Genomic DNA, 25,963 nt, shown 5'->3' on the forward strand with positions numbered 1-25,963 from the left:
CAATTGATATAAACGTCAATTTGCCATTCCCTATTTGTCTTATTGGAAAATAAATGGCTGCGGGGTAAAGCACAATATAAATATCAAAATGGCTATAATGCCGATAATTTTTCTCCTATTATCCAATTGCTTGTTTCCGGAAACCTCAGGATGAGCAAGTCCCATCACCCTTCCCAACAGAAACGCAAAGAACAGCCAACCTGTATACCCTTCTATTGTGGGAAAGATAAAGACGATCAGGTATTGGAAAGATGCTATCATAAGGATAAGCGTCCATTTGGTCTGCTCTGGGACAGCAGCTTTCCGAAAGCAGATGTACAAGAAACCTATGTATAAAACAGCCGTCCACAATATAGTCCCCAATTCATCAAAAGGAGTCAGAATCCCCAATCCTGCATAAAACACAAAAGCTATATACGCTCCCAATGAAATCAATTTATGCTTCCGGGGAAACAGTCCGAATACAACATGCCCACCATCCAGCTGCCCAATGGGCAGTAAGTTGAGCGCAGTAAAGAACAACGCCAAATACCCCGCAAATATGTAAGGGAAATGAATGATTTCAGACATATTTGGCATTTTCTCAGGATCTGCAAGGGTCTTTTCCATCAAATAGAAAAGAAGGTTATAGCCCATCTCCAGTTGTAGATAGCCTTCTTCAGATTTGTGTCCCTCAAAATCTGGATCTAGGTATTCGGGGTGTATTTCATAGATATAATCAGCATCCGGTAGGTTCGTGAATCCATAGACAAGCACAAAAACAGCAAGGACAAATCCCGCTATCGGTCCGGCAACACCGATATCAAAAAACTTCTTCCTGGAATTGATAAAGCTCTTCATACGGATCACAGCACCAAATGTCCCCAAGGAAGGAGTGCCTATGAACCCAAACCATGCAGGGATAAAATAGGGTAAGGAAGTCTTTACTTTGTAATGGATTGATGTCAACAAATGCCCCAATTCATGCACCAGAAGAATCCCAATAAATGGAATCGAAAAATGCATGGATTTGAGGAAGTATTCCCAATCCAGGAAATGTTCACCCTTCTCCAAAATGCTCTTCCCATACAACCACTCGCCTCCTGCAAAAGTAGTAGCGATAAGTGTCAAAATAAATAAAACTGAATGGGTAAAATATTCCTTCTTAGAGTACATCTTCAAAAAAACCGGTTAATGCCTTGGGATGATTGATAAGGTGTGTTTGATACCCAACTGTCTGCGCCCCCAATAAGTTCTGTTCAAGATCATCAAAGAAAAGGATTTTGGATGGGTCTGTCTTGAGTTTATCGGCAACCACTTCATAGATCTCTACATTTGGCTTTGCCAATTGGAGTTCATGGCTAAAATAAACCTGGTCAAAAAGAGGATCAAGGGAAGGTATCCCAAAATTCTCAACCATTATTTCGTTCACTTTTTTGATATGGATTTCGTTTGTGTTGCTCAACACCGCCAATCCAAAATCAGCCCGCAACTTTTTGATCAGGTCTATTCTTTCCAAAGGAATATCCTTGAGCAAACTATTCCAAATTTGGTCGATCTGAACATCCGACCAGTCCGATTGGAAGTGCATTCTGATCTCATCCCGGAAGTTTTGACTGGAAATCAAGCCCATTTCATACTGTTTGTGAAAATTGCTTGGAAAAAATAATTCTATCAAGTGGTTTTTATTCTCGGGAAGCAAATTCTTTAACTCATTGATTGTAAATTGATAATCTATGTTAATGATTACATTTCCCAAATCGAAGAGTAAAAAATCAACATTTTTAATACTTTTCATAAAGCTTGAAGTTGTAAATTTAAGATCAAATATGTAACATTGCAGTCCCAATTGCAAGGTACTTATCCAGAAAAATATTCTTCATAAGTTAATTGTAACAAGGTATTTATTTAGGGATCCCGATAGCCATCGGGATACAGTTGGTTAGAGCTTCTGACTCCCTTTCTGGATATTGGGGCAGGAGGTTAGAAAACAAATAATAAGGGCCTATAGCTCAGTTGGTTAGAGCTTCTGACTCATAATCAGGAGGTCCCTGGTTCGAGCCCAGGTGGGCCCACAAGGTCGGAATTAATTTCCGACCTTTTTTTAACTCAACCTTTTTGTTCCATGAATGCATATTTTTATATCCTTCATTGTGAAAAATTGGACAGATTCTATTCTGGCATCACTACCCTCAGTCCGGAAGAAAGATTGGAAAACCACATCAACAAAGTGTATTCAAAAAGAAACTTCTCACAAAAGGTAGATGTCTGGATACTTTTTTGAGCGGTGTCTTATGCAAGTTTTTCCCAGGCAAGAAAACTTGTGCTGCAAACAGCATTAGTTTTTAAGGTCATTTGAATACTGAAAAAGTTTAAGTAAGACTTCTAAATTTTTATTTTCTGAATAATTTTCGAATGAATCAATTTTCATAAGAATAACTAACTCGGCTTTTTATCCATTTCAGTAAAACTTAAAGTCTTTGTACCAATTTGCCAAAAAACCACTCAAAGGCCTCCTCCTGGTCGTATTTAAGATCAGGACTAAGAAGTCCCTCCAAATCTCCTGAAAATTGTTTTGATCTACACTTTTCCTCCATATTTATCAGGAATTCTTTTTGGGTAGGTGGTTTGCCCACCACGAACTTCATGTACTCATTGTAACAATAGATGATTTTGTCATAATCCAACTTTGCGTGTTGGTCGGCATAGAAGAGATCAAACAAATCCCTGCCCTTCTTACGTTGATAGAGTGCACGGAGCTTGGTTCCCAAAAGTTCATCTAAGTGATATGTGGTAATATTACACCCCTTTGTAAACCATTGACTTGCTACAGAAAATGGAAACGAATTCCATCCAAGCAGATTGAAATGCTCCCGGCAATTGATCTCTATCTTTAGTCTTAATCGAATATTTGGCGAATATTCCGAGTTGAAGCGGTACAGTAAGGTGTTGTTATTTGCTTTAACCTTGACTACTCTATCTTCTTCAAAGAAGGCAATCACTTCATCTATTCGCTTCAAAATGGGTTTGATTGGGCCTTCTTTGATCTGAACGAGGTCAATGTCTTCTGAATATCTAGGAGCAGGATTTAAGTAGAGTTTATGCAATGCGGTACCTCCACGGAATGCCAGGTTGTCGCTTAGATACTCATCCGAGAAAAGTGCTACCAGTGCTCTGGATATGATCAGGTCCTGTTCGACTTGTTCGTTGGTTGTCCAAGGAGCCTGGTCTTTCCATTTGGCTATGTACGGTTTGGGTATCATAAATCGCTTTCTAATTCAATATTCGCATCTACTTTCCAGGTATTGTTGGCTCCACCTGGTTTTCTATTTTTTTCGGGACTTAGTAACACTGGAAAATAGTTCTGGTTTTTTAAATAATCCTTCAGTGGGAGTGTCAATGTATTTCCTTCAATTAATTCCTCTAAAAGGAACCCTAGCCGTTGAATTGAGCTGGTATGGGGGTACCATTGGAGTAATTCTTGAATATCTTCTGTTGTCATGGACTCAGCTAATTCTTCTAGAATGGCCAAAATTCTGTTTAACCCTCCCATTTTAGATTGATAATGGATAAGGTCAATAGCTGTAAGTGCCGGTGACGAAATATTAAAAATGCCTGCATCGGATTTTCTTTGCTGAATGTTTTTGTTTGGCCATTTACTTGTGGCTGAAATGCTCAGATAGATATTCCCTTTTTTAATGTCGCGCAAGTTGGGGATTTTTGTCATTAGGTAGCTCTGTTGAACCTGTTGGTGGCTTGCACCATGGAATGCTGCTGCTGAAAAAAAAGCGATATAATAAGGCTTATCTAAGAATTTGAACAACTCTTCAACATAAAACTCCAGTGGTAGTTTACCGAATCCTTTGTATCGAGGAGGAAGGATCAGATAAAATCCCTGACGAAGTGCAAGAATCTCTTTCTTTTTGGAAAGGCGCCCCAATTCGTGTCGTAATGCAACATCTGTTTTGGGTATTTTAACTTTTAATTCATCCCAGGAAAAAGCGTATTGCTCATATGCCAGGCAATTTTCCACAAAATCAGCAACACGCATCATATCTTAGTAAATTTATGCAAAAGTTAGTAAAAATAAGCCATACATGCATAATTATACTATAAACTTGTTGCTGCAAAACTCAATTTTAATTACCCCAAATATATGAAAAAGGTAGTTAGACAAAGCTGACCTAACTGATCCCAGACATTAAATAAAAAACTGGGCAATATTGTCGACTCATATTAGATCTAGTGATACCAATTCGTAATGAACATATGCCAACCCAAATGCAATAAATTGCTACTGATTCGCTCAACATTTTCTCTTTATTTGCCGATTGACGTTTCCGGTGTGTTTTAATTCATCAGCATATTTTTTTGTATGCATTAAACATATGACTTCTCATCATATCCAACTTATTCTCCTTCTTTAATACTGTTTGGATATGCTCGTGTAGGGCATATAATTTATTGAAATCTTCGGTAAAGCGGTTCGGAATTTGTACAGTTTGGTCCACACAGCCGCTTAGAAATCTAAGCGGCTTTTTTTTATCTGATTCTCAAAGTTTCATATATTCTACCCCTTTACAACAGCTAATGAGAGCCGACTGGACAGCTATTATTTGCGAATTCGGCTGTTGTCTTTTGGCGACAATACGATCCTTTTTCATCTTCCATGAAAGAGCTTTTGCTGAAAATCTACCATTTGGAATAATTTACCTGTTGGTTCAAAGCTTGGCCACTCTTCCTCATCAATATAAAGTTTTCGAATGTTCAGTAAAGATTTGCCATCTTCTGAAATCGTATAAGCATGATATACAATATAGGTTGTATCTCCTTCTGAGAAGAATCCGTTATGCCCCCTACCAGGCTCTTCCTCATCACCAGCTAAGAATACCGAGTAGTTATTCTCCAACCAACTCTCCCCTTCTTTATTCAAATAGGGCCCTTCCAGCTTTTCCGAACGACCTACTACAATCTGATAGGTACTTTCACTTCCTGAGCAACATATACCCCTTGATGCAAAAATATAATAGTATTCAGGCCCTTTTATCACAAAAACACCCTCACCAAGAGAGGTTGTCAGTTTGGTGATTTCAGGAGGATTACTTTGCAATTGACCATTTTCCTTATTCAAAGCAACCATACGCAATCCTGTAGTATAAGATCCATAAAGAAGCCAAACTTCCCCATCTTCAGTCACAAAAACATTCGGGTCAATTACATTCACGCCCTCTCCTCCATTTTTGAAACTGATCACCTGTCCTTCATCAATCCATTTATAGTTTGGATCATTGGGATTCAGGGTAGTATTGTTCGCATACCCGATACTGGAATCATAATTCATCCAGGCCGATACTGAATAATAAAGGTGATATTTCCCATCCCTATAATGTATATCCGGTGCCCACAAATGCCCATCTTGCTCAGGAATGTCTTTTTTATGCCACGCTGGAAGTGCTAGTGAATCGAAAACCTGGCCTGCATTTTTCCAATGGATCATATCTTTCGAGGTTTTGATTGAAACTCCCCGTCCTGTAGAAAAAACATAGTAGGTATCCCCTTGCTTGATCATCACCGGATCGTGAACCCTAAGATCCCCTTTGAGATTGTGGAGACCAGAAGTCCCATCCGTTTGGGATTTCCCCTCAAATGGCACAAACAAAAACAATATTGAACTCAATATCAGTAGACGCATATTTAGTTTTTATCTATTAAATTTCCAAAAATCAAAGGTTTACTTTCTTCGAATCGATTGATCATTCCAATGTCCCCTGTACTGCAACGATAATCATGAAAATACCAAGGTAAATTTTCATAAGTTAATATACGGACACACCCCAAAACCATCATATTTTGTAATCTAAACAAAATGCAGAAGGAACAAACTGTATACAATACAAACTTAATTTTTTTCCTCCCATATACCAACATCCTCCAATCAATTAGAAAAACTAAAAGAACTTTTATCAATACAATACAACTAATTGCTCTATCAGATTAAATTCTTAGCTTCGCATTGTATGAAAACTACCTTGATATCGGATACGCATGGTCAGCACCGCTCACTGAAGATGGATTCAGGAGATTTGCTTATCCATGCTGGTGATGTCAGCAGCAATGGAAGGGAAGAGCAAGTTGTGGATTTCTTGGACTGGTTTTCAAAGCTGGATTTCAAACACAAAATCTTTATCGCAGGAAACCATGACTTCTTCTTTGAACATGCCGCAGCAATGCGGATCAAAGCAATCCTTCCCGACAATATCCATTACCTACATAATAGCGGTGTTACCATTGAAGGAGTCAATTTTTGGGGATCTCCAATCACTCCATGGTTCAATGACTGGGCATTTAACAGGCAACGAGGGACGGAAATAAAAGAAACTTGGAAACTCATCCCCAAGAAAACCGATATACTCATTACCCATGGCCCTCCAAGGGGAATACTAGACAGAAATACCAGAGGACTTGCTGTAGGCTGTGATGACTTGCTAAAATCTGTCACCAAATTGAAACCCAAATACCATGTTTTCGGACACATTCATGAAGATTATGGTTTGGTCACCAAATCCCAAACAACCTTCATCAACGCATCCGTTCTGGATGACCGCTATGCTTTGGTTAATGATCCAGTATCCATAGATTTGTTTTGACCCAAAAAACTTTAAGCCAATCAAATTCATTACCGCAATGACCGCAAGGGTACGCAAGGTTTTTAGCGTAGCACACCAAAATCAAAAAAGATAATGGCACAACAGATTTTCACCTAAAACTCCAACCTGTGAAAAAAAGGACTCCAAAAAAAACTTCTCTTTGCGCCCCTTTGCGTACCTCTGCGGTTAATCCTTATACCGAAGATCCTTTGCCGCAATAAACGCTAAGATACCCAAGGTTTTTAGCGTAGCACACCAAAATCAAAGATGATGATGGCACAACTGATTTTCACCTAAAACGCCAATCTGAGAAAAACAGGACTCCAAAAAAAAAACTTTTCTTTGCGCCCCTCTGCGTACCTCTGCGGTTAATCCTTATACCAAAGATCCTTTGCCGCAATGAACGCTAAGGTACGCAAGGTTTTTAGCGTCGCTCAACAAAATTAAAGATGATGATGGCACAACAGATTTTCACCTAAAACTCCAACCTGTGAAAAACAGGACTCCAAAAAAAACTTTTCCTTGCGCCCCTTTGCGTACCTCTGCGGTTAATCCTTATACCAAAGATCCTTTGCCGCAATGAACGTTAAGATACCCAAGGCTTTTAGCGTAGCACACCAAAATCAAAAAAGATGATGGCACAACAGATTTTCACCTAAAACTCCAATCTGAGAAAAACCGGACTCTAAAAAAACTTTTCCTTGCGCCCCTTTGCGTACCTCTGCGGCTAATCTTTTTACAGGATCTTTGCTGCCAAGACTAAAAGGAGACCGAAAATCGGGTATCACCTGTTTTCTTTCCAGACAGAGGCATCATTTTCCAACAACTCCTTTCCCCATATTGGAAGGTCTTTTTTGATTTTTTCCACCAGTTCTTCGCATGCGGAAATAGCTGCTTTGCGGTGTTTGGAAGAAGTAAATACAAAAAGGCAAATCTCCCCTACCTTCACTTCTCCAAGACTGTGGTAGATATGCATGCAAGTCAGGGGGTATTTTGAGAAAATATCCTCCCTGATTTCGAATGCTTTCTGTAGGGCCATGTCTTCATAAGCAGTATATTCAATTGCCCGCACCTCTCCAGCTTCTTTGACATCTGCCCGTACCTGTCCGAGAAATATACTGTGCCCACCGATATCATGCTTTGTACTGTGTTTGGCTATTGAATTGGCTATCCTCTCAGGCGAAATAGCCCCATCGACAAATATGTTCTTTGGCGTTCTAATCTTTTCTTCCATTATTGTTTGCTTTAACTATCGAAGTCGAAGGAATTGACCCCCCCGCTGATTGATCTTATATATTTATCAGGAAATCTTTCCTGCAGTATCTTTGAAGCCTTCATACTTCTGATACCTGTTTGGCAAAAGAGCAAGATCGTATTGCCTTGGGCAAACTCCTCATCTGCTGTAGCAATCCTATCCATGGTAACTCTGGTAAAAGGAAGCCCTTCCAGTTCAGGCTCTTCATGATCTTCCCTCACGTCAATCAGAATGGTGTCGGGAAATTCATTCCGCAAGACCGACACCTCTTCCCAAGCAATTTGGGCTGATAGGCCACAGAAGTCTTGGTAGTCCATTTCCAACAATTCAGTGGCTGATTTTGGACTTGATATTTTACTTTGGGGATTTTTGGACAATCCTATTTTATATTCAGCGTGATTGAGAAAATTGTAAAAAAGCATCTTTCCACTGAGGGTCTCCCCAAACCCTGAAATCAGCTTGATAGCTTCGGCTGCCATCATGCTGCCAATGATTCCGGGGAACACACCCAATACCCCTGACTCGTTACAGTTTGGCACTTCATGGGCTGATGGGGGTACAGGATACATATCTCTGTAGTTTACCGAATCTATCCCGGATGCATTGAATATTGATATCTGTCCTTCATTCTGATACAAGGCACCGAAGACCAAGGGCTTACCCAACAACACACAGGCATCATTGACAAGGTATCTTGTGGGGAAATTATCAGATCCATCCACAACTATATCAAAACCAGCCATATAATCAAGGATATTTTCTTTGTGAAGGTACTCTGGGATTGGGATGATTTCGATATCCTCATATTTATCACCGAGGATTTTCGCCGCAATGATTGCTTTTTTCTTTCCCAGATCATTTTTCCCAAATAGAACCTGTCTGCTAAGATTGGATTCTGAAACCACGTCTCCATCCACAATCCCCAACTTACCAACACCCACAGCTGCCAAATAAAGTAATATGGGACAACCAAGCCCCCCTGCCCCTACCACCAATACTTTTGCACTTTGCAACTTCTGTTGTGAAGCCCGTCCAAAACCCTTGAGGTTATATTGTCTATCAAACCTGTCCATCACTTATCCTCCTGAATATGGGGGTAGCAGGGCGACTTCAGCACCCTCAGGAACAGCATCTGAATCTGTGGCCAGCTGATGGTTGATCGCTATGGCAAATTTCAAATCTTTGATTGCGGGATATAGCGCTATGATCCCATCCCGCAGGGAAGATACATTGCCTGTATTCTCAATCGAAAATTCAGCTTCCCCTATCTCCTCCGAAACTCTCCCAAATACTCTAACAGTTAATTTCATTGAATCTAACTTACTAAAACTTTTAATTTAATAACAATTTTACCGAAGCAAAAATCAAAACTGCACAGAGTAAATACCTCAATGCAGCATTGCTAAACCTTTTTGCCCCAAAATACCCTCCCAATAAACCTCCAATGATAGTAATTGGAATCAGGATCCAAAATTGGCTGGGCAAATCAAAATCCAAAGAACCTGATCCGACAAAGCCTGCGATGGAATTCAAAAAGATAAACAGGGAAGATAAAACTGCTGTCTGTTTGACATTTGCCCAGCCCAGCATCAGGATAATCGGGGTAAGCAAAACACCTCCCCCAATTCCGACCAAGCCAGAAAGCAATCCTATGACCACCCCCAACAGCGGTCCCATCCACACTTTTCTCTCCACGACAACTTTGGTGGACTCAGGAAAAACCGACAAGAACTTCAGTGCAGGAAACAACAATATAATCCCCAATATCTTACGGTAAATGGCTGTATCCAATAGGATTGTCCCGCCAACATATGCTGCAGGGATAGAAAATAAGATCAGTGACCAAAACAAATCTTTTTGCAGGGACTCCTGTTTTCTGAAATTCAGAAACGAAATCAGGGAAACGAAAATATTCAACAACAAAGCCGATGGCCTGATCTCTTCGGGAAGAAAACCCATCAGTGTAAGGATCATCAAATAACTGCTTGCCCCACCATGGCCAACCGAAGCATATAAAAATGCGGCAATGGGCAAGAGGCAAAACAAAAAGACTGTCCAAAGATCCATACTTTAGAAAGGGTAATAATTGTAAAGGTTACCTTTCGAGCTTTGGGTATCTGAATTTGGGATTTCTACCAAACCAGTCGCCCGATTGAATGAAATCAAATTGAAAGATTCTTGGCCACTTAAGATATGGATCTCACCTTCCTTCAATTCACATTTCAAAAACAATGTCAGGGAAGAATCAGAATTGTATGCCTGTGCCAATGGAAATTTAAGATCAGACTGGTAGGTGTTTTCAGCACCGCAAAACCGCATGATAAAAGGACTTACATACACTTTGAAACAGGAAAGGGAGGAAGAAGGATTTCCCGGCAAAGCAAAGACCACTTTTGAGCCCAGTATACCAGCATACAAGGGCTTCCCGGGTTTTTGCGCTATCCTGTAGAACAGTTCCTTGGCTCCCAAGTTTTGTAAAGCAGGCCTTACAAAATCAAAATCACCTACGGATATGCCTCCACTTAAAATCAGAATATCTACCTTTTCTACAAGATTCTTGATTGATTCCTCAACAGATTTGGCTTCATCTTTTACTTTCTCTACAAACTCCACTTCTATCCCCAACTCCAGCAATGCTGTATGTAACATCGGTCCATTGGCATCATAAATTTGCCCTGGAAGCAGCTTTTCATTTGAACCTACAACCTCATCTCCAGTCAAAACCACCCCTACTTTGGGTTTTTTGAACACTGCAATTTCTGCAATCCCCAAAGAAGCCAGCAAGGCGACCGTTCCAGTGGTGATCTTGGTGCCAATTTTGACAACCTCCTGCCCAATCTCACATTGCGCCCCTGATTTTCTGACAAAATCACCTTTCTTCACCAAGCCTGGGTCTATCGTTATCTGTCTATCCTGAATTTTGACAAGCTCTTGTTTGACGACAGTATCAGCCCCAACTGGAATCGGCGCTCCGGTAAAAATCCTCACAATAGTCTCCGATTTCAAAGGCTCAACCAAAGTATCACCGGCTTTGACAACACCAGAAATCTCCATCACAGGTTTGATATCATCAAAAAACAAAGCATATCCATCCATCGCCGAATTGTCGAAAGATGGGACAGCAATGGGTGAATAAATTGTCTCTGCACAAAACATCCCAACCGATTCGGTGATGGAGACAGTTTTGATTTTCCTATCAATTTTTATCGCCGATAATATTTCTTTGGCTTCCTCTACTTTGATCATTCCTTGCAAAAATATAAGTTGGATACTAAACTAATATATTTAATGTGATAATCTGCAATAATTTCCTATTGGATAAAAAGACAATTATGGCTTAAGATGGTTGCCGAATATTGATCCATAAAATGCACCATATTTTTGAGCTACTAAAACAATCCTAGCTTATCATCACCCTTTGATGCTATCCAGCTGATTCTTGGCTTCGGGTGTATCTACATCAAAAGCGCCCAAGGGAAAAGATACTGCTGAGACTTCATTCCCCAACTTTTCGATCAGGTGCTTTGCCCCCGTATCTCCATCCAAGGCAAGCAATTGCCCAAACAAGGAACGATGGAACAAGGCTGGCACTCCTTTCCTGCCTTCGTACAGACTTGATGTGACTTTGGAACTGTTCTCCCTTTGGGTGTTTACAAGCTTTGTCAGGTGGCTTGTATCTACATAGGGCTGATCGCAGAGCATTATCAGAATAAATTCAAGATGCGGATGATTCAACCGAATCGCTTTGATTCCTTCCCTGATGGAACTTGACATCCCTTCGCGAAAACCAGGGTTTTCAACAATTTCCACAGGAAGTCCTTCCAATTCTTTCCTGATATCTTCTTTCCCCTCCGGGATAATGACCATCGTAACGGCCGTCTGTAATTGAATGGCTTGAATCGCCGAATTCCGCAACAAAGTGCTTCCTTTGTAAGCTATAGTTTGCTTTGGAGTTCCCATTCTCTTGGATTCCCCCGAAGCGAGGATCAATACCCCATAAGATTTTATCGAATGGATTAATCCCAAATCCCTTCGGTGGATTTTCCCCTTTCGGTTTTTGAGCTTTTCAACATCCGAGTCAGCGAATACGGACTGGATTTCAGAAACTATGGAGAGGGCAATTTCTTCAGAACTTTCACTCCCCAAATCCAAACCTATTGGTGCATGCAGTTTCTCCAATGATGCCCCATCTATGCCAATCCCTTCTTCTTGGAGTTCTTCCAATATCTTATCCCGCTTTTTGCTTGGGCCAAGCAGCCCTATGTATTTGGCAGGGCTAAGCAAGGCATGCTTCAGCACAGCTTTATCGTATTCGAAGTTGTGGGACATCAAGACAAACGCCGTATATTCATCCACCTGGAGTTGGCCAATAGCCATAGAGGGATCCGTCAAAATCAATTGGCAGCTGGGAAATCTACTTTCATTTGCATAGAGGGGTCTCCCATCCATGATTGTCAACTCCCAACCCAGTATATTTGCCATAGCTACCAGTGGCAATACGTCATTTCCTGCCCCGGCTACCACAAGGGAAACGGAAGGTGTCAAATATTCAAAAAAAGCATTGATTTCAGGGATGTCTTCACTGGTTTTTGGAAATTTGATGAAAGCCGAAGATCTTCTTTCCCACGCATACCTGATATCGGCTTCCAGTTCATTTTTTCCTAAAGGAAGGCTCAAATCAGAAGCAACAAACCCACTGGGCGAGAATAGCAATTTTGTACCCTGCTGAATAGAGGCTCTATCTTCTATCGAAAAAAATGTAGTCAAGACAGCATGCTGTCTTTTGTTGGCTACATGGCCCAACAAGGCAATAGGATTGTGCTTATCTTTCTCACTGATTGGCTCCAAAAGAATATGGATGATCCCATTGCAACCCAAATTCACAGCAAACAAGGTATTGTCTTCATCCGAAGTATCATAAGTCACCAACAAAGGTTGAGCCTTCTGCATTACCATCAAGGCTTTGCGGAGGATGTCTGATTCCAGGCATCCTCCACTAATAGCACCAGTGAGCTCACCTTCATCGGTAATCAGCATCCTGGCTCCGGGCGCCCTGTAGGACGAACCTTCAATATAAACCACAGTGGCCAAAACAGCCCCCTGCCCTTTTGAATTAGCCTGAGAATAAGCTTTTAAAATCTGCTTGATCTCCTTCATACCTAAACTGTTGCTGCTTTTGATTGTTGCTGTGCCTTGATTCCTGCCACTAGTTTTTCCAATGCCATATCAATGTCCTCAGCAGTAGTAAACCGACCCAAACTGATGCGGATAGAACCCAAAGCATCCATATCCGACAAGCCCATTGCCCGAAGTACATGGGAAGGTTTGTGGATCAAACTTGCACAGGCGCTTCCCTTACTGAGTGCAAGGTCTTTGGAAAGTGACAAAAGCAGTTTTTCGGCATTTATCCCAGCAATTACCAAATTACTGACATGCGCCAATCTATTGCCAGTCCCATTTACGCTTACACCTTCTATTTCCCCGACCAAAACATCCTCAATTCTATCCCTCAAAGCGGTTAACCTTGCCATTTCGTCTTCCATTACTTTTTTGCTGAGCATGGCAGCATATCCCAAACCCACAATACCAGGCACATTCAGTGTTCCGCTACGCAGCCCTTTCTGATGCTTTCCCCCATGGATCAATGGGGAAATATTGGAACCGATTGATTTCTGGTTGACATACAAGCCCCCAACACCTTTGGGGCCGTACATTTTATGGGCTGAAAAAGCCATCATATCAATCCCTTCCTCTCTGACATTTACCGGGATTTTCCCAAGAGCTTGGGTGGCATCACAAAATAGCAGCGTTCCCTTTCTTCTGGTTATTTCCGATATTTCCTTGATGGGATGAATGATCCCTGTCTCATTGTTTGCATACATCAATGCTACACAGATCGTCGCTTCGTCAATCAGTGCTTCCAGATCATCCAAGGAAATATTGCCAAGCCTATCTACTTTCAAATAAGTGACTTTAACCCCTTTGGATTCCAGAAAAGCGCAGGTATCCAAGACAGCCTGATGTTCTGTCTGGCAGGTGATGATGTGGTTTTTTCCCTTACCTGCATTTTCGACCAAGCCCTTCAAAGCCAGGTTAACGGATTCAGTTGCCCCTGAGGTATAAATGACACCATCGGGTTTTCCCTTGAACAACTTTGCCAGCTCCTCTTTCCAATTTTGGACTGAATCTTCCGCTTCCCAGCCCATGAAATGATCCCTACTGGCAGGGTTTCCATAATGCACTCCAAAGTAGGGCAGCATCGATTCCAAAACCCTAGGGTCGCATGGTGTGGTGGCGTTATAATCGAGGTAAATTGGACGGTTCATCTTAAAATCACATTCTAATCATTTCATTTTCCAAACCTTTGGAAAATGGTTGGTCATAATATCTCGTACCGGTAGCTTTGTACAAAGCATTGGCTACAGCAGCAAAAATCGGTGGGAACAATGGCTCTCCCAAACCTGTTGGATCATGCTCATTTTGCACAAAATGCACTTCAATATGCTTTGGCGCTTCTGACATCCTGATCATCTTGTAGGTATTGAAATTACTCTTTTGGGGAACTCCATCCTCAAATGGAAGCTCTCCAAAAAATGCGTTTCCAATTCCGTCAACAATGGCGCCTTCCCCCATGTTGGATGCCGCATCAGGATTGATGACAATACCACAATCTACTGCAGCATAGACATTTTCCACAACAGGCCTATTTCCTTCCATTTTCAAATCCAAAACTTGGGCTACATAGGAATTGTGACAGAAATAAGCCGAAACCCCTCTATGCAAACCTGGCACAGCATTCCCCCAATTTGATTTTTCCCTGACCAATTTGAGAACTCCGGCATACCTATCAGGATCATAGTGGTTATTGGTTCCCACGGGTTTGTTTTTCACCCTTTCCAACAACTCCAACCGGAAACCGATCGGATCCTTACCCATTTCTTCTGCCAATTCATCCAAAAATGATTGCTCTGCACCAGCGATGAAGTTTGACCCTGGTGCACGGAATGCACCAACTGTAATATTAGATTCTATTTCCCATCCTTCAGCCAAATAATTGTCTACAGCTCCTGCTGGAAATCTGTTTGGCGAGATGGGTGTTTCAGGAATCCCTCCTGCATTGACATGTAATCCTATCAGGTTGTTGTCCTCATCCAATGCAGCCCTGTAAGTAGCGATGTAAGTCGGTCTGTAGATTCCATAAGTCATGTCATCTTCCCTTGTGTAAATCATTTTGATCGGTGCACCTACTTTTTGGGAAATCACCGCTGCTTCTACCATGTGATGTGCATAGGCTCTCTGACCAAAGCCACCCCCCATTCTTGCCAGGTTGATTTGAATATTTTCTTTTGGAATCCCCAAGCGGGCTGCAAGTGTATTGGCAATGAATTCAGGTGCTTGTGTAGGGCCATAAATCTCTGCTTTGCCCTCCATGACATGTGCAAAGCAGTTGACAGGTTCCATACAATTGTGTGCTAAAAATGGAGCTGTATATGTCCTTTCCAATATTTTGGAGGCATTCTTGAAAGCTACTTCAGGATTTCCATCTTTGCGCAGTACATTTGCCGGTTTTCTGGAAGATTCCTGCATGCTGGCCAGGTGTTTTTCAGTACTTTCCAATCCAGCAGGAACCTTTACTGTGCTTTTGTTTCCTCCCCAGCCTTCCATTACAAATTCTCTCTCGGGAGCCTTTTCCCATTCTACTTTTAATGCCCGCTTTGCTTGCATTACTTCCCAAGTTGAGTTTCCAACAATCGCTACCAATTCTGGATGTGTGGTTGTATCAAAAGCATTTTGTTCATAACCCTCTTTATGGACTTCGAAACTAAATACATCCTTGATTCCTGACATGGATTTTACTGAAGATTCATCGAGCGCTTTCAGTTTCATCCCAAAGGCAGGTGGATGCACTATCATCGCGATGAGCATTCCATCCTTTTTATGATCCATGGCAAACAAAGGTTTGCCGGTCAATATTTTTTTAATGTCAACATTTCCCCTTGAAGTGCCGATGATACTGAAATCCTTGATTTCTTTCAAAGTCACTTCTTCTGGAACTTCCAAAGTAGCTGCCGCAGAGGCCATTTCACCATAACCCGCTTTGCTTCCACTCAGACTGTGGATCAACATTCCATTCTCTGTAGTTATTTCACTTGCGGAAACTTCCCAAGTTTTGGCTGCTGCATGGATCAACATCAGTCTTGCCGTCGCACCTGCAGTCCTCAACGGCTTCCAGCCTTGCCTGATCCCTTGGCTTCCTCCGGTAAATTGCCTTTCAAACCTCTCGGGGAAAAAATCTGCCTGTTCCACCATCACATTTTCCCAATCCACATCCAACTCATCAGCCAAAATCATCGGCATGGATGTTTTTACATTGGAGCCGAATTCAGGGTTTGGTGACATGAGGGAGATGGCTCCATTTTCACCGATTTTGATATAGGCATTCAATTCAAACCATTCATCTGGCATACCCAACTTCTCAACCTCCTCAGGTTTGCATCCCGCTAGCCAACTGAAACTCAACATCAATCCCCCTCCTGCCAAAGCAGATGCCTTCAAGAAGGTCCTTCTATTCATATTTGTTTTTACGACTGTCATTTCTTTTGGGGTTTTGGTGTCTAGGATTTTGCAGCGGTATGGATAGCTTTCTTGATTCTGGTATATGTCCCACATCTACAGATGTTTCCGTTCATGGCATTGTCTATCTCTTCATCACTTGGCTTGGGGTTACTGTCCAGCAGTGCCACTGCGCTCATCACCTGTCCTGCCTGACAGTAGCCACACTGCGGCACATCATGTTCCATCCAGGCTTTTTGTACGGGATGATCCCCATTTTCCGAAAGTCCCTCTATCGTTGTGATCTTCGAACCCGCTGCTGAGGAAACTGGAAGTGAGCATGACCTGATGGCATTGCCGTCCATGATCACTGTACAGGCACCACATTGGGCGATGCCACAGCCATATTTGGTTCCCACTAGATCCAAATGATCCCTTAGGACCCAGAGAACAGGTGTGTTGGGATCCACATCCACTTCCCTTTTTTTGCCATTGATGTTCAGATTGATTTTTGCCATGATGATTGTATGGTTTGTATGCTTATTGGTTAAGAGTCTTGATGCATTCTACAGGTATTTCAATGAGAGAATTTTGAATAGCACAAATATGGGAGAAGGCAATATAAACAAAGTCTAGAACATTGACTTTCCCCTTTTGGCAATTTATAAAATTCAAAGCGCATGATTATTAACCTGAGTTCGATTGTTATCACAAAGTCAAAATCAATAAAAATATCCAGTTACAAGGCAAATTTTTGAGGGATAGCCTAAGCTATCGCCCAAAAATTTAACGCAGTAAATGGGTGTTTTTATTGACTGAGCCGATTATTCGGTTTTAAACGGCAATCTACTTCACTTTTTCAATCCGCAATATCCCAATATTACTTCATAAAAAAGTTCGCACCTTCATTTCGTAGTTCTCACCATTTAAAACCGTTCCTGCCTGCCGGCAGGCAGGTTGACAAAATGAGAATAGTCGAACTCAGGTTATTACATAACCCAAACAATCTTAAAACCGAATTAGTCTAATTTTATTTTATCAATAGTTTCCTTTTAATTTTATTGTAGCTTAGATTTGCAATAGATTAATCCCCGAATGGCTTTACCCACCCTTTCTTTTTTCTGTTTTATTGTTCTTTATTTCCAAGGTGTTGATTCAAGCAATTTATTGCTTGAGGCTCAAAACAATTTTGGTTACCTAGAAATAAAAAAACCAACATCTGTTGAAGAAATAGATGCAATGAACAACCATGCTTTTGATCTGAAAGGTACCTACCCCGATTCCTTATTCATGTATGCCACTACTGCCCTGCAGGCAAGTAGGGAGTTGGATTACCAGGTAGGGATAGCCCATAGTTTGACAAACTTTGGGGTGTATTACTACCAAAAATCAAGTCATGGCCAGTCGATAGATTACTATTTGCAGGCCAAGGAAGTCTATCGCAAAGAAAAGCTCTTCAACAAATCAGCAAGTACAAGCAACAATATAGGATTGATATATTTTAGGGAGGGGGATTTCGAAAAAGCACTGGAATACCACCAAGAAGCTCTGGATATCTGTGACGAAAACGAAAGGCCAACCAACATAGCCAATTACAAATTGAACAAAGCGTTGGCAATGACCCAGACCAATTCCTTTGAAGAAGCGCTACCTACCTATTTTGAAGCCATCAGGGACTTGGAGAAAACTGGAGAAAACACCTACATCGCCAATGCCTATCTGAATTTCGGAAACCGCTTTGGTGCAAATGGGCAACTGGATTCCGTAAAAAAATACTTTGACAAAGGACTTGAGGCGGCTGAAAAGACAAATGATTTTGAGACTTTATCCTTTGCCTACACCAGCCAAATCAAATATTATGTCGTGACTGGGAAACCCCAAGTTGCTTTGAAATATGCAGAAAAGGCACTTTCAAACGCCCTAACATCAGGGTCTATATTCTCAATGGCGGATGCTTATCACACCATCTCTGCCCTACAGGAAGATACAGGCGACACAAAACTGGCCCTGGAAAACCTTAAAAAGCACTACAGTTACAAAGATTCCTTGAGGCAAAAAGAGCAGACACTTGAAATTGCTCGGATAGAATCGCAAAAAAGCCTGGAAAAAGAAAAGGCTATTTTCCAATTGGAATTGGAAAACAAAGAAAAAAGCAACCAACAGAACATCCTTATCATCGGATTATTGATTGTCTTGGTCTTTGTCATCGCCATCCTCTTTTTGATCGTCGCCAAAAACCTGCGCAAGTCAAAGGAAAAAAACCTTATACTATCCAACAAAAACAAGGAGATTGCCAAACTGGTGGCAAACCTCAAAAACCTCAATGACCACCAAAACAAGATTTTTGGGATCATTGGCCATGACCTGAAAGGGCCAGTCAATTCACTGATCACGGTAACAGAATTGATCTCGGACAAGAACTTGGACCTAGAGGAAATCAGTGAGATAACTCCCCATTTGAACAGGGAAATCCGAAGGGCGGGAGCGACTTTGGAGAACCTTCTGCATTGGGCATTGAGCCAGAAAGAAGGGGAATCGATCCACCCCGAACATTTCAACTTGAAGCACTTATTCTCAGAAACCATAGCCTCCCTGCAATATGCAATTGAACATAAGCAGATCAATACAGCGGTGGATATCCCGGATGAAATCCAACTCTTTGCAGACAGGCAAATGATCGAAATATCCCTGAGAAACCTCATCGCCAATGCCGTCAAGTTTACGAGTAAAAATGGCCGTATCACATGCACAGCCATGGAAGAAGACGGAAAGATCACCGTGTCCATAGAAGATAATGGCACAGGCATAGCCCCGGAAACTTTGCAAAAGCTCAACCAAAAAATGTTGATTTCGAATTTTGGGACAAACAATGAAAAAGGAACGGGGATGGGATTGGCTTTGTGCAGAGGCTATATAGAAAAAAATAAAGGTTCTATGGAGATCCATAGTGACCAAGGTGTAGGTACAAAGGTCAAACTGAGTTTCAACCCCTAAAAATCCTCTGTTACCGAGATTGGTATCTCTACCAACCGAAAAACACCTATCCACTGAAACTGGTCTTTGCGACACAAACCTTGGCTGGGCAAATAACTAATTGAATGGCCTAAGAGGATATATGCCATGGCTGTAGTCCATTTTAACTCAAACGGTCTGTGAGGACACAGACCATGAATGAGGATTGTGAGGAAACAGGCCATGGATGAATTTGATCCCTGGAACCTTGGTCGGTGTCTCCACCAACCAAAAAACATCCTATTTACTGTTCTGTGGGGACACAAACCAGTAGGTTGGTATACTTGCCAAAATCATTTTTTGAAGTGGGTTTGATAATACTCAATGGCTTTTTCAAGATCTTCGGGGACATCTATCGCAATGGCTTGGTGCTTTGTCTCCACCATCTTGATCTTCACACCATGTTCCAAAAGCCTCAGTTGCTCCAACATCTCTATTTGTTCCAATTTGGATTTTGGCCATGTGGTAAATTCCAAAAGTGTCTCCCTCCTGTAGGCATAGATCCCAACATGCTTCCAATATTCAAAACCATCGGCACGCTCTCGGATATAGGGTATCGGTGACCTGCTAAAGTACATGGCATTCGAATCATTGTCTATGACTACCTTGACGGCATTGGGGTTTTGCGCTTCGGTGATGGAAATATGAAACATCATAGAGGCCACCTGCACCTTGGGGTCTTCAAATGCCTGCACCAAATCCCGAAGTGATTTTTGATCCTGAAAAGGCTCATCACCCTGAACATTGACCACGATATCGGTGGCGATATTTTTTACAGCCTCGGCGATTCTGTCTGACCCACTTTCGTGTACCGTTTTGCTAAAAAACACTTCCCCTCCCACTTCTTCGATCTGCCTTACAATCTCTTCATGGTCTGTCACCACAATCACTTGGTCAAAAAGTCCCGTCTCCTGTGTACTTAAATAGGTTCTTTGGATGACGGATTTTCCGCACAATTCCTGTGAAAGTTTTGCAGGAAACCGTGTAGAAGCAAATCGCGCCGGGATCAATGCTGTTATCATGAAGGGGTAGTTTATAGGGTTTTTTAAATCTTTCGGGAAATCAACTACTACTTTATTTTAAAATAGGATACAAGCTTTAAGAACCAATTCTTTGCTTGGCTTGGCTTCCTATCCTCTCCGTAATAGTTGTACATGTATTTGTTGTTTTGGGAATAAATATAGGCATTTCCATAACCATAGTTGTAGCCTTTGTAATTGTAGCCCGAGTTTTCAATCCCATTGAATATGCCATACACATTGTTTACCTGCTTGTTATGGAACAAATCATTGATCATCACCAAGTGGTTTTTCAGGGTATAATCCTGCCTCACTACATAAAGATTCAGGTCAAAAAGCCTGGTCAGGTCTATGGTCTCAGAGACCAAGCCCAATGGCGGGGTATCAAAGACAATCATGTCAAAATTGGCTTCCAGATACACCAAGAAGTCTTTTAAGCGCTGTGTTTGGAGCAACTCTGCGGGATTCGGGGGAATTATTCCCGATGGTACAAAAAACAGGTTTTCGTGGGAAGAAGCCACAATCACCTCATCTTCTGTGGCTTTGCCAATCAACAGGGTAGAAAGGCCTATTTTTGATGAATGTTTGAAATAACCAGCCAACTTTGGCCTTCTCAAATCTGCATCAACCACGACAGTTTTCTTTCCTCCCAATGCTAGAATAGAGGCTAGATTGATGGAAGTAAAGGTTTTCCCTTCCCCTGACACACTTGAGGTAACCAATATTTTCTTTGAGTTCTTATCTGCAGCGATGTAGTTGATCGCAGACCTCAGGGATCGGAAGGACTCTGCCACTGCCGATTTGGGGTGTTCCATTACCACCAAATTGGTTGGCATATCACTTTTACCGATGATGGACAATTGCGGGATCATAAAATTCTTCTTCAAGTCCCTTTGGTTTCTGATCCTTTGATCCATGAGCTCCCGAAGCACGATAAACCCAAAAGGCAAAAAGAAACCCAAGGCAATAGCCAACAGGTAATTGTTTTCCTTCTTGGGAAATACCAATGAGCCTTTTTTTGCATAATCCAAGATGGCATTTTCGGTCACATTGGAGGCTTTGGCGATTCCAGCTTCAGCCCTTTTTTCCAGTAGGTAGGTATATAGATTTTCCCGTAACCTATATTCCCTGAATATACTTGCATACAGGGATTCAGACTCGGGAAGTCCAGAAAACTGTTTGTCGTAAGTTGCTATATTAGACAATACCAGGGTCTTTTTCTTTTGGGTATTTTCTATCAAGTTCAAAATATTCTCCACCAATGCTTCCTGCACCTTTTCCATTTGTACATCGATCTTCCTGATTTCAGGGTGGATCTCATTGACTGATGCCAGCAGCTTTCTTCTATCCTGCGACAATGTCACCAAAGTCTGGATAAGCCCATTGAGCAAGGGATCTGGGATACCTACCACTGATGGGGCTATGATCTGTGAAAAATCCATGGTTTTTTCCTCCATATAATCCTTGATGGAGTAGTAGTAGGACAGTTGAAAATCCAGCTCCTGCACAGAATCGTCCAACTTGTTGATCCTTCCCAAAACCTCGGAAAACTCCTCGCTGACATTGATCATTTTGTTCTGGACCTTGAAATTCTGCAGTTCCCTCTCTTTCTTCTTCAGGGAATCCTCCAAAAAGCCCAATTGTTCCTCTATGAACTTGAGGGTATTTTCGGTATTTCTGTTCTTTTCCCTCAGTTCACTCTCCAGATGGGATTCCATCAAAGCATTGATATAGTCCCTGCCTTTTTCAATCACTGACGTGGTCATTTTCAATTCCAATACTGAAGCCCCTGCATTGACAAGCTTGATGCTGACCTCTTTGACCATTTTTTCCTCCAAGCTTGATGGGCTTCTTAAGGTAAAAATAACAACATCCCCCACTTTTGCTGGATTGATTAAATGGACTTTGAACTTCATCCTTGCCGTTTCCACCTGCTCCCCAAATCCAAAAGTCTTGTCCAAAATGGATTCATCTACTTGGGCATAAGCCGGGTTGAAATCAAAGAAACTACTGGTCTCGGGGACAATTTTATAGGTGTTTTCAGAAAGTATATGGAGTGCCAAGGGAACATTTTGGATCTGCATGTGATTCCAGTCGACCTCCACATGGATGGGTGAGCTTTTGTACAGCTCTATGGTTTTGATATTGGTCTTTGCGAAGTAAGCGACATCAAAATGCAGCTTGGACAAAGCTTCCCTTGCGAGATTCTTTGATGAAAGCATCAATATCTCATTGTCAAGGTTGTTTTGGGTAGAAAAAATAGAAGACCTGTCCAAAATCCTGGTTTCAGGTTTGACGGTATTCCGGATAACCATCGTACCGGACACAGCATATTCATCTTCCGTGTAGCGGTGAAAAAAAAATGTAGCGATCAAAAAAACAATGATAAACAACACATACCAAGGCCAGTAGCGCAGGTATTTTGCGATGACATACCTGATTTCTATTTCGCTTTCCTCATTATCCAGCTGGCTTAAATCAAACTTTTCCATATACTATAATTTTCCCCTAATCAATCCAAAAATCAATAATCCAGACGCCAAAAGCGTTGCGAAAAGCTGTAGACTGGAAGACAGGTTATCAGCATTCCCCAATTGTCGGATCCGCATAGGTTCCAGGTACAAAATATCGTTTGGTTGGATAAAGTAAAATGGCGATGCCAACAAGGCCCTATCGTGGAGGTTGATCTGGTGGATCTTAGTCCCGCCATCATATTGCCTGATGATAAACAGCTTATTTCTTTTGGCCAAAATGTTTGATTCCCCGGCAGCTGCCAAGGCATCAAAAATTGTCGCCCTATTTCTCAAGATGACCTGGGTTCCACTTCTGCCAAACTCTCCTATAGTCGTAAAACGGATCCCCGCGGTCCTTAATTTCACAAACACATCATCCTTGAAATAGGCATTGATGGCTTGCTGGACTTTTCCCTTCGCCTGTTCCTCTGTCAATCCGGCGATGTGCACCTTCCCAAGCTTGGGCAGTTCGATAAGACCTCTTTCATCGATAGAGTAACCTGTAAAATAAAACAGATCCCCACCTGCACCGGCACCCATCATTCCCCCACGCATATTTCTCGCTCCCTGAAAGGAAAATGCCTCGGTCAATTCTGGATCCGAACTTGCGAAATCTATATCAACAATATCAAATGGCTGTAAGATATACCTGTAATCCACCTCGGCATAGGGTATGAATTCATCTAAATCAATGGCTTCATTTTCAGGTAGATTTTGCAGATAGGTGATTCTTTTGTTGCTGATACAGGAACTTGCCATCAGTAACAATATTACGTAAGCGAAATGCTTCATGAATAGATTTGAAATGATACTTTTGAATCAAATATAGCTAAATATGTAATATGATTATCCCCAATGACAGTTGTATGTGAATTTTCGCATGAAATCATGCGGATAATTGTCTACAGCTGACAGTCATTGGTATTTGTTGGTACACAGACCGAAATGATTATGCCCAAACCCTGGGAGGGACTTCTCACTTTGCCATGACTCAAAAACGATTTTCCTGTGCATTTTGCGCAAAAAATTGTCCGATTGGGAATAGATAGTATATTTGGAAAATGAGGACTGAGCTGAGCCAAAATCAAATTATATCCATGGGAAGCGCTATTTTGGTGGTTTTCTGGATTCTTGGATATGATGGGATTACTTTCAGTGATGATGTTTTTTATATCCTTACCGGAGAAGCTTTCTGGAAAGGCGAGACAGTCCTCAATGCCTACCATTTTAGCAGTAGATTCGGCGCCTATCTCTTCTCCGGGATATTCACCCATCTCTTTGGCTTGGATGACAGGATCGCCTCCATTCCTTCTCTCCTTGCCTATCTGGCCACACTCTTTGTCATCATCAAGGCTTTGCCCAAACAAAACCAACAATTCTGGGCAGCAATATTCTTCGTCTCCCATGTCTTTCTATTACACTTTCTACCAAAGGTATATCCGGACAGCTTACTGGTCATGTGGGTTGTCCTCGTTCCCTTTGCTGCTACATCTAGAGCCAAACGGCCAATACTTGCCGCATTTCTGCTGGTGTTATCCCTGCTGATTGGCTTTGCCACCAAAGAAACGACCATCTACCTTTTTCCATTCCCGGTACTCCTGTTCCTATGGGATCTCAAACAGGGGAAGCCCCTCAAATTCCACCTTTGGCTTGGAAGTTTCGCCTTGGTATTCGGCGCTATTTACCTGGGCTATTATTGGTCTGCTTTTGGAGACCCTTTTTACAGGATCAATTCCGTCAACGCCGGCCACTACATTTCTGAGTACTCATACAATGACAAAGCCTGGCCAGCCATGCTAAATAGGCTTACTATAAGCCCACTGATCACCTTTGTGGAAAGATCCTATTGGCTTTGGCTTGCCCTTGCAGTGCCGGGAGTGTATGTAGGTTTGGTAAAAGGTGAAAGAATAGCCTTTGAATTTGCATTGGCATTGGTTTGCCTTATGCTTGGTTTTTGGTTTATGAGCACGAGTCTTGAATTATACAATCCCATTTACCTCAACCCAAGACATTTGATCATTCTCATCCCAATCCTTGCGGTTTTGATTGGATATGGCTGTAAATATTGGTTGGAAAATGATGTGGCTGGGGTGTATTGGGGGATCGGGGTCTTGCAAGGCGCTGTGATCGGGCTGCTGGTTGGGGATTTTAAAAATGGGCTTTTTTTGCTGGTATTTGGCTTGGTGATGATTCTACTGGGAGGGAAATTCCTTTGGTTGAAAAAGACAGCTATCTGCTGCATGTTGCTTGCCGCTGTGGTTTTCAGTTTTAGCTACCAAAGGCAATTGAAAAACTATCCCCATTTCATCCATCAATTTGAGTCTGCCATTGATACATCACAAGAGCTCCTTGTCGTGAATAATTTTGTACACTTCAGCAGGGAAGTATTACTTCCTTACAATCAAAGCCATCAAGAGAGACTGTTGGCGGTGGAAGATACCGGGACATTTGGGAAACGCTCGCCAGGCACTTTCGGCTTGTTTATCTACAAATACTACAAACACGCCTATCCAAAGGAAACTCCAGATATTGAAGAGTTTTTGCAACTGACGGAAAAAATGGGTTACGAAATGATTGGAAAAAAGGAAGATAAATGGGTTGTTTTTTATTCATTTTCAAAAAAGGGAATTTCGAATTAGTGACAGCCCATTTTCCCTTGTGAACTTTGTGGAGAACTTGGTGCATTTTGTGGTAAGTTCTAACCACCAAGAGCCCAAAGGATGCACAAGGGACACTAGGAGATTTCGAATTAGTGACAGCCCATTTTCCCTTGTGAACTTTGTGGAGAACTTGGTGTACTTTGTGGTAAATCCTAACAACCAAGAGCCCAAAGAATGCACAAGGAACACTAGGGGATTTCAAATTAGTGACAGCCCATTTTCCCTTGTGAACTTTGTGGGAACCTTGGTGCACTTTGTGGTAAATTCTAACCACCAAGAGCCCAAAGGATGCACTAAGGACACTAGGGGATTTCAAATTATTGAT

The 25,963-nt window shown here is 41.8% G+C and carries 21 protein-coding genes and 1 tRNA gene; 5 read left to right on the forward strand and 17 right to left on the reverse strand.

Annotation, left to right across the window (positions count from 1 at the left end):
• Positions 1-39: 39 nt before the first annotated feature.
• The gene (locus tag ACFSKL_RS21885; RefSeq protein WP_376889356.1) at positions 40-1,155 is read right to left on the reverse strand and encodes a site-2 protease family protein; all 1,116 of its coding nucleotides are present in this window, start codon (positions 1,153-1,155) and stop codon (positions 40-42) included.
• Positions 1,145-1,777: an HAD family hydrolase gene (locus ACFSKL_RS21890; RefSeq protein WP_376889358.1), complete on the reverse strand. Its 633-nt coding sequence runs from the start codon at positions 1,775-1,777 to the stop codon at positions 1,145-1,147. Before ACFSKL_RS21890 ends, ACFSKL_RS21885 begins: the two co-directional genes overlap by 11 nt.
• Before the next feature lie 203 nt (positions 1,778-1,980).
• Here ACFSKL_RS21890 and ACFSKL_RS21895 point away from each other — a divergent pair.
• Positions 1,981-2,054: transfer RNA gene (locus tag ACFSKL_RS21895), tRNA-Ile, on the forward strand.
• Positions 2,055-2,104: 50 nt separating this feature from the next.
• On the forward strand, positions 2,105-2,263 hold the full coding sequence (locus tag ACFSKL_RS21900) for a GIY-YIG nuclease family protein (protein ID WP_376889360.1): 159 nt from the start codon (positions 2,105-2,107) through the stop codon (positions 2,261-2,263).
• 187 nt (positions 2,264-2,450) lie between these two features.
• Here ACFSKL_RS21900 and ACFSKL_RS21905 read toward each other — a convergent pair whose 3' ends face one another.
• The 3 genes from ACFSKL_RS21905 to ACFSKL_RS21915 all read right to left on the reverse strand — a co-directional run bounded on the left by ACFSKL_RS21905 (position 2,451) and on the right by ACFSKL_RS21915 (position 5,671).
• Positions 2,451-3,242: a nucleotidyl transferase AbiEii/AbiGii toxin family protein gene (locus ACFSKL_RS21905; RefSeq protein ID WP_376889362.1), complete on the reverse strand. Its 792-nt coding sequence runs from the start codon at positions 3,240-3,242 to the stop codon at positions 2,451-2,453.
• A complete protein-coding gene (locus ACFSKL_RS21910) occupies positions 3,239-4,033 on the reverse strand; it encodes a type IV toxin-antitoxin system AbiEi family antitoxin domain-containing protein (protein ID WP_376889363.1) in 795 nt (264 codons plus the stop codon). The genes ACFSKL_RS21905 and ACFSKL_RS21910 overlap by 4 nt, the downstream gene beginning before the upstream one ends.
• A gap of 606 nt (positions 4,034-4,639) precedes the next feature.
• Positions 4,640-5,671 (reverse strand): arabinan endo-1,5-alpha-L-arabinosidase, encoded by a 1,032-nt coding sequence (locus ACFSKL_RS21915; protein ID WP_376889365.1) that lies wholly within the window; start codon positions 5,669-5,671, stop codon positions 4,640-4,642.
• Positions 5,672-5,996: 325 nt separating this feature from the next.
• On the opposite strand from ACFSKL_RS21915, the gene ACFSKL_RS21920 reads away from it, so the two are divergent.
• Entirely contained in the window at positions 5,997-6,626 is a 630-nt protein-coding gene (locus ACFSKL_RS21920; RefSeq protein ID WP_376889367.1) for a metallophosphatase domain-containing protein, read from the forward strand.
• A gap of 784 nt (positions 6,627-7,410) precedes the next feature.
• On the opposite strand, the gene ACFSKL_RS21925 is transcribed toward ACFSKL_RS21920, so the two are convergent.
• The 9 genes from ACFSKL_RS21925 to ACFSKL_RS21965 all read right to left on the reverse strand — a co-directional run bounded on the left by ACFSKL_RS21925 (position 7,411) and on the right by ACFSKL_RS21965 (position 16,952).
• Positions 7,411-7,860: a molybdenum cofactor biosynthesis protein MoaE gene (locus tag ACFSKL_RS21925; RefSeq protein ID WP_376889369.1), complete on the reverse strand. Its 450-nt coding sequence runs from the start codon at positions 7,858-7,860 to the stop codon at positions 7,411-7,413.
• An 11-nt stretch (positions 7,861-7,871) separates the two neighbouring features.
• Positions 7,872-8,954: a ThiF family adenylyltransferase gene (locus ACFSKL_RS21930; RefSeq protein WP_376889371.1), complete on the reverse strand. Its 1,083-nt coding sequence runs from the start codon at positions 8,952-8,954 to the stop codon at positions 7,872-7,874.
• A 3-nt stretch (positions 8,955-8,957) separates the two neighbouring features.
• On the reverse strand, positions 8,958-9,191 hold the full coding sequence (locus ACFSKL_RS21935; RefSeq protein WP_376889372.1) for a MoaD/ThiS family protein: 234 nt from the start codon (positions 9,189-9,191) through the stop codon (positions 8,958-8,960).
• Positions 9,192-9,213: 22 nt separating this feature from the next.
• On the reverse strand, positions 9,214-9,948 hold the full coding sequence (locus tag ACFSKL_RS21940; protein WP_376889375.1) for a sulfite exporter TauE/SafE family protein: 735 nt from the start codon (positions 9,946-9,948) through the stop codon (positions 9,214-9,216).
• Between the two features lie 3 nt (positions 9,949-9,951).
• Positions 9,952-11,127, reverse strand: a complete 1,176-nt coding sequence (locus ACFSKL_RS21945) for a molybdopterin molybdotransferase MoeA (RefSeq protein ID WP_376889377.1) — start codon at positions 11,125-11,127, stop codon at positions 9,952-9,954.
• Positions 11,128-11,292: 165 nt separating this feature from the next.
• Positions 11,293-13,038 (reverse strand): XdhC family protein, encoded by a 1,746-nt coding sequence (locus ACFSKL_RS21950; protein ID WP_376889379.1) that lies wholly within the window; start codon positions 13,036-13,038, stop codon positions 11,293-11,295.
• A 2-nt stretch (positions 13,039-13,040) separates the two neighbouring features.
• Complete coding sequence (locus ACFSKL_RS21955; RefSeq protein WP_376889381.1) at positions 13,041-14,207, reverse strand: cysteine desulfurase family protein; 1,167 nt, start codon at positions 14,205-14,207, stop codon at positions 13,041-13,043.
• Between the two features lie 7 nt (positions 14,208-14,214).
• Positions 14,215-16,476 carry a molybdopterin cofactor-binding domain-containing protein gene (locus tag ACFSKL_RS21960; protein WP_376889383.1) on the reverse strand — a complete coding sequence of 754 codons (2,262 nt, stop codon included), beginning with the start codon at positions 16,474-16,476 and terminating at the stop codon, positions 14,215-14,217.
• A 20-nt stretch (positions 16,477-16,496) separates the two neighbouring features.
• Positions 16,497-16,952, reverse strand: coding sequence for a (2Fe-2S)-binding protein (locus tag ACFSKL_RS21965; RefSeq protein ID WP_376889384.1), 456 nt, complete (start codon positions 16,950-16,952; stop codon positions 16,497-16,499).
• A 577-nt stretch (positions 16,953-17,529) separates the two neighbouring features.
• Here ACFSKL_RS21965 and ACFSKL_RS21970 point away from each other — a divergent pair.
• Positions 17,530-19,428, forward strand: coding sequence for a tetratricopeptide repeat-containing sensor histidine kinase (locus ACFSKL_RS21970; protein WP_376889386.1), 1,899 nt, complete (start codon positions 17,530-17,532; stop codon positions 19,426-19,428).
• A 311-nt stretch (positions 19,429-19,739) separates the two neighbouring features.
• Here ACFSKL_RS21970 and kdsB read toward each other — a convergent pair whose 3' ends face one another.
• From kdsB to ACFSKL_RS21985, 3 genes are read right to left on the reverse strand one after another with little or no spacing between them, the layout of a single operon-like run.
• Complete coding sequence (gene kdsB, locus ACFSKL_RS21975) at positions 19,740-20,468, reverse strand: 3-deoxy-manno-octulosonate cytidylyltransferase (protein ID WP_376889387.1); 729 nt, start codon at positions 20,466-20,468, stop codon at positions 19,740-19,742.
• A 47-nt stretch (positions 20,469-20,515) separates the two neighbouring features.
• A complete protein-coding gene (locus ACFSKL_RS21980; protein WP_376889389.1) occupies positions 20,516-22,957 on the reverse strand; it encodes a GumC family protein in 2,442 nt (813 codons plus the stop codon).
• Positions 22,958-22,960: 3 nt separating this feature from the next.
• Positions 22,961-23,737, reverse strand: a complete 777-nt coding sequence (locus tag ACFSKL_RS21985; RefSeq protein WP_376889391.1) for a polysaccharide biosynthesis/export family protein — start codon at positions 23,735-23,737, stop codon at positions 22,961-22,963.
• A 338-nt stretch (positions 23,738-24,075) separates the two neighbouring features.
• Between ACFSKL_RS21985 and ACFSKL_RS21990 the strand changes: the two genes are divergently transcribed.
• The gene (locus tag ACFSKL_RS21990; RefSeq protein ID WP_376889392.1) at positions 24,076-25,617 is read left to right on the forward strand and encodes an ArnT family glycosyltransferase; all 1,542 of its coding nucleotides are present in this window, start codon (positions 24,076-24,078) and stop codon (positions 25,615-25,617) included.
• The last annotated feature ends 346 nt before the right edge of the window (positions 25,618-25,963 follow it).

It is taken from the genome of Belliella marina, assembly GCF_042682445.1.
Lineage (GTDB): Bacteria > Bacteroidota > Bacteroidia > Cytophagales > Cyclobacteriaceae > Belliella > Belliella marina.